Below are 4,405 nucleotides of genomic sequence, written 5' to 3'. Positions count from 1 at the left end.
CTGGCGCGGACATACCCCGTTGCTTGCAGCGGGGTGCGCCAGCGCAACTTTGATTAATAGAAGTTTTGACTATTGTTCACCTGGAGTGTTAATGCATACAATTTATTAACTGCGGTTTTGACTATTGTTCACTCTGGAGATGCCAGATCACTCAGGAGATACCAGATGCAGGATAAAAAAACTGTTCAAGAAAATCAAAAAAGCATGAAACGGGATAAAAAAGCGAAAATTATCTCTATTCAGGATGCAATGTGCATGTTGATAGAGACAAAAGGTTATGAAAATGTAACCATCCGAGACATAGCTGAGGCTGGCGGTGTGAGCATAGGACTGATCTACAAATATTTCCCAGGAGGTAAGTTTGACATCCTTAAAGAGATCAGTTATCGGTACACGGACGAGTTACTGATGACAAATAAGTCCGAAAATATTGATTTTAATGATTTTCCTGGCTACATAAGGAATGTAATAAAAAATATGCAGCAATACACCAGAGATAACATATCTTTGTCAAAAGCGTTGATCATAGCCGCACTGCTCGGCGGCGAGATCGTGGAAGAAATCAAAAATTTGGATTTTAAAAATGAATACTACAAATCCGTATCCGAGTTTTTTTGTAGTTTTAATGGTGTTGAGGTAGGTGATAAAGACCCTCTGGAAGTCCTTATAGATTGGGGGATAGCGGTAAAGGGCATTATCCAATGCGACTTGATATATTCTCTGTCTCTCATTAAGAGCGAAGAATCCCTGACCGACCTGATGGTCGATATATCTTTGAAAATTTGGGGATATCGACAGACACCATGAGTTTTTTCTTACTGAACAGGTTCCTGGAACCTAAATAGTTTTTTAATTATTTTCTTATCCAGATTGTAGGTTTTGGGGAAACCGAAGATGATGACGAGGAATTTGAGGAAAAAATGGAGAAACTGACTGCCGAACTTTCGGAGCAGTTCAGGAAATCCGAAGAGCTGGGAAAGAAAATTAAAGAGAATCTGGCAGGTCTTGGGTATGAACTCTGATTAGTCATTAGAAATCGATAGATTGATCATTGGTTAAAGAATTTTACCTGAACTTTTACCTGAACTTTTACCTGAACTTTTTACCTGAACTTTTTACCTGAATTTTTTACCTGAATTTTTTACTTAAATTTTTTGCTTGAATCTTTTGCTTGAATCTTTTGCTTGAATCTTTTGCTTGAAGTCTGTTCCAGCTCATGTTATGTTGATACTATCAACTGTATGGAAATGAACGCAATTTTCATGATTCTTCTGTTCTGAAAATTCATAGAAATTAATATAACTCAATAACCAGATAGCAGTCATATGAATCCTGATATGAATTCTGGTGAAAATAACGAATTTGTTGAAGACGAGTTATCTTTGTCCGAGTTTCTTGTGCCGGATACTCTGGAGATAAAGGAAATAAAAAGTATTTACACGAATGAATACGAGTACAGTGAATATTTGAGTGAAATCGAGTTTTCAATTGCTGACTATTACTGCCACGAGAACCGAAAAGTAACGGATAAAGATGTCATAAGGGCACTGAAGAACATAAAGGAGAACCGTGACAAACCAATCAGTTTCTTTGAAAAACCCCTTGAAAAAGAAATTGCAAAAAGTCTGGTTGAGCCTCTTGAGGAAAACCCGCTTTTCGACCACGAATTCACCCTTGTCATTGACTATGTTTTGTGGGTCATTGACAACAGGTCCTGGCTTGAGGACAAACAGGCCTATGTAAAGTGGATTACGTACGTGCTTGGATTTTTTTCAGATGAAGAAGAGAAAAAGTACGAAAGGCAGTTCAAAAAATTTGCACGCAAAATGGGTGTGTCCGGGGCACAGGTTGATACGCTCCTCATGAAAAGAGATGCTGAGGATATGTTCGATGAGGAAGACATTTTCGGAGAGGGAGGCTTATTAGAAGGTCTGAGCCCAGAAGATGTTTTTGGAGAAGGCAGGACGGCAGATGACCTTGAAACCGGCTTCTTTTTAATGAACGACGATGAGAAATTCGATTTCTTGATGGACAAAGGCCCGGATTATGTCGAACTTGTCCAGGACTATGTCATGGAACTTGCGGAAAAAGAAGAGTTTGAAAAAATCCAGGACTTTTACAAAAAGTTCAATGAAAAGCATAAAGACTTTTTCCCTCTGCATTTTATTGTTGGGTCTGCCTACCTTAACAGTGACCCTGCTCTTGCAATATCCTATTTTGAGAAAACTCTGAAAGCTACTGAAGATTCAGAAGAATTCCCTCCGGAAATGGGAGGAGAACTGAAAAAGTATATGGATATTCTAACAAAACTCCTCCTTGAAGAAGCTACTGAGAAAGTTGAGGAAAAGGTCGTTGAAAGCAAAAAAAGCAAAAAAAATCAGAAATCTGGAAAAAAGCCTTAAAAAATGATTTCGAAAGCGAATAAGCCTGATATTTTTCGTTTTGAATTTTGTCATGTACCTTAAGGCTTCCAATAAACAATTTGCCCGAGAAACGACTTATGTTTGAATGGTAAGCTTACCGCTTTACCACAATTTTTAATTCTCGAGTTTTGCTTCCCGAGTTCCGTCTCGGGAGGACGGTGCCCTTTTCGCTGTGCTCAAGAGGGCTGAATTACCCGAGTTCCGTCACCCGAGTTCCGTCTCGGGAGGACGGTGCCCTTTTCGCTGTGCTCAAGAGGGCTGAATTACCCGAGTTCCGTCACCCGAGTTCCGTCTCGGGAGGACGGTGCCCTTTTCGCTGTGCTCAAGAGGGCTGAATTACAAATATTTCTGATTACATATTTAGTACCGTGTCGTTCTTGTCACGCTCTACGCATGATAGCGGCCTTTCCTATGAAATTTAGGAAAGATATTTGAGTTTGAAAAAACCGAAAATAATGATTAGATTTGAAGAAATACATGGAAAATATAAGTACGGAACTTTTGGAGCAGTTCAGGAAATCAAAGGAGCTGGAGAGGAAAATTAAAGAGAATCTGGCAGGACTTGACTCTGTTCCAAAATCCAGTGATTTTTGCATTTTTGATAGAAAATCTGAATTAGCAAGAAGAATCCAGTTTTTATCAAAATCAATATTCGCTATCTAAAGACTTGAATCATTAAGTTGTATTACACGGATGGTGACCATTTACAAAATCTAGTGATTTTGAATTTTACATCCATCACTAGATTTTGGTACTGAGTCCAGGACTTGGGTATGAAATTTAATTCAAGTTAGTAGAATCTGAAATATCTCAAATCCTTGAGCTATGAAAGGTTCCCACTGAAAGTAAAGAAAAACTAAACTTACAAACGAAGCTTAAAAACTAAGTTTTTAAACACATGCTGCTAAAATAAATATTAAGAAAAATATAAAATTATAGACAAGCGGAGGCATGCTATGAGTCCTGATACTGGGAACAAATTCACTGAAGGGGAAGATTACTCGCTTTCCCGATATCTAAAACCCGATACTCCGGAAACAAACAAAATTAAAAGTCTGCAAGGAAAGGAGTACGAATACGGCGATTACCTGGGAACTATTGAATATTCGATTGCAAGATATTTTTATGAAAATGATCGAAAAATAAAGGACAAAGATGCAGTAGCAGCATTAACTAATATCAAAAATAACTGCGATAAAAATATCTCTTTTTTTAAACAGGATCTTGAGATAGAAATAATTGAAAACCTGATAGAGCTTCTTGATGATGAACCAATAAGCCATCACGAGTTCGAACTGGCAATTGACTACGTTCTAGAGGTTATCGATAACAGGTCATGGATGGAAGACGAACAGGCGTACCTGAAGTGGGCAACTTATGCTATGGGGCTTTTCACCGAACAAGAGAGTGAAGAGTACGAAAAAAGCATCAAAAAGTTTGCTGCCAAAATAGGCCTGTCCAGCAAACATGCAGATCTCATGCTTATGAAAGGAGATGAGGAAGATTATTTCGAATTTGTAGAAAACTACGAAGCAGAGGATAGAGAAGAACTAACTGAAGAGGAACTGGTGACCGAAATGGAAAAAAAGTTCCTCTCAATGCCAGAGGACGAAAAATTTGATTTCCTGCTGGAAAACGGCTCTGAGTTCTATGAACTCGTAGGCCTCTATATCTCAGACCTGTCCGAAAGAGGCGAATTTGATAAAATCCAGGACCTGTACGAAAAGCTTACTGAAAAATATGATGACTTCCTTTATCTGTATGTTTACATGGGAGGAGTCTATGTCGAAAAAGACCCTGCCCTTGCTAAGTCCTACTTAGAAAAAGCTCTGGAAACTCTTGATAGACTCGATGATCTTTCGGATTCTACTAGAGAAATGTTAAGAGCTAACTTCCTCAATCTTATAGATAGATTAGAATGATTTTTGTCACCCGAGTTCCGTCACCCGAGTTCCGTCTCGGGAGGACGGTGCCCTTTTCGC

Annotated in this window: 4 protein-coding genes; all 4 read left to right on the top strand. The window is 38.7% G+C overall.

Annotated features, from left to right (window positions below; translation table 11 throughout):
* Positions 1-165: 165 nt before the first annotated feature.
* The 4 genes from ASJ81_RS09155 to ASJ81_RS09140 all read left to right on the top strand — a co-directional run bounded on the left by ASJ81_RS09155 (position 166) and on the right by ASJ81_RS09140 (position 4,345).
* Positions 166-807, top strand: a complete 642-nt coding sequence (locus tag ASJ81_RS09155) for a TetR/AcrR family transcriptional regulator (RefSeq protein ID WP_095644207.1) — start codon at positions 166-168, stop codon at positions 805-807.
* Between the two features lie 518 nt (positions 808-1,325).
* Positions 1,326-2,402, top strand: a complete 1,077-nt coding sequence (locus ASJ81_RS09150) for a hypothetical protein (RefSeq protein WP_095644206.1) — start codon at positions 1,326-1,328, stop codon at positions 2,400-2,402.
* A 498-nt stretch (positions 2,403-2,900) separates the two neighbouring features.
* A complete protein-coding gene (locus tag ASJ81_RS09145; RefSeq protein WP_095644205.1) occupies positions 2,901-3,086 on the top strand; it encodes a hypothetical protein in 186 nt (61 codons plus the stop codon).
* A gap of 293 nt (positions 3,087-3,379) precedes the next feature.
* The gene (locus tag ASJ81_RS09140; RefSeq protein WP_095644204.1) at positions 3,380-4,345 is read left to right on the top strand and encodes a hypothetical protein; all 966 of its coding nucleotides are present in this window, start codon (positions 3,380-3,382) and stop codon (positions 4,343-4,345) included.
* Positions 4,346-4,405: the final 60 nt, after the last annotated feature.

This window comes from Methanosarcina spelaei (assembly GCF_002287235.1).
Classification (GTDB): domain Archaea; phylum Halobacteriota; class Methanosarcinia; order Methanosarcinales; family Methanosarcinaceae; genus Methanosarcina; species Methanosarcina spelaei.
Note: the sequence above shows the minus strand (reverse complement) of the source record. Positions and strands in the feature narration are given on the sequence as shown.

Bases quoted from the DNA above. Each gene is read 5' to 3' on its own strand.
- ASJ81_RS09155 (WP_095644207.1), top strand. From the start codon at position 166: ATGCAGGATAAAAAAACTGTTCAAGAAAATCAAAAAAGCATGAAACGG.
- ASJ81_RS09150 (WP_095644206.1), top strand. From the start codon at position 1,326: ATGAATCCTGATATGAATTCTGGTGAAAATAACGAATTTGTTGAAGAC.
- ASJ81_RS09145 (WP_095644205.1), top strand. From the start codon at position 2,901: ATGGAAAATATAAGTACGGAACTTTTGGAGCAGTTCAGGAAATCAAAG.
- ASJ81_RS09140 (WP_095644204.1), top strand. From the start codon at position 3,380: ATGAGTCCTGATACTGGGAACAAATTCACTGAAGGGGAAGATTACTCG.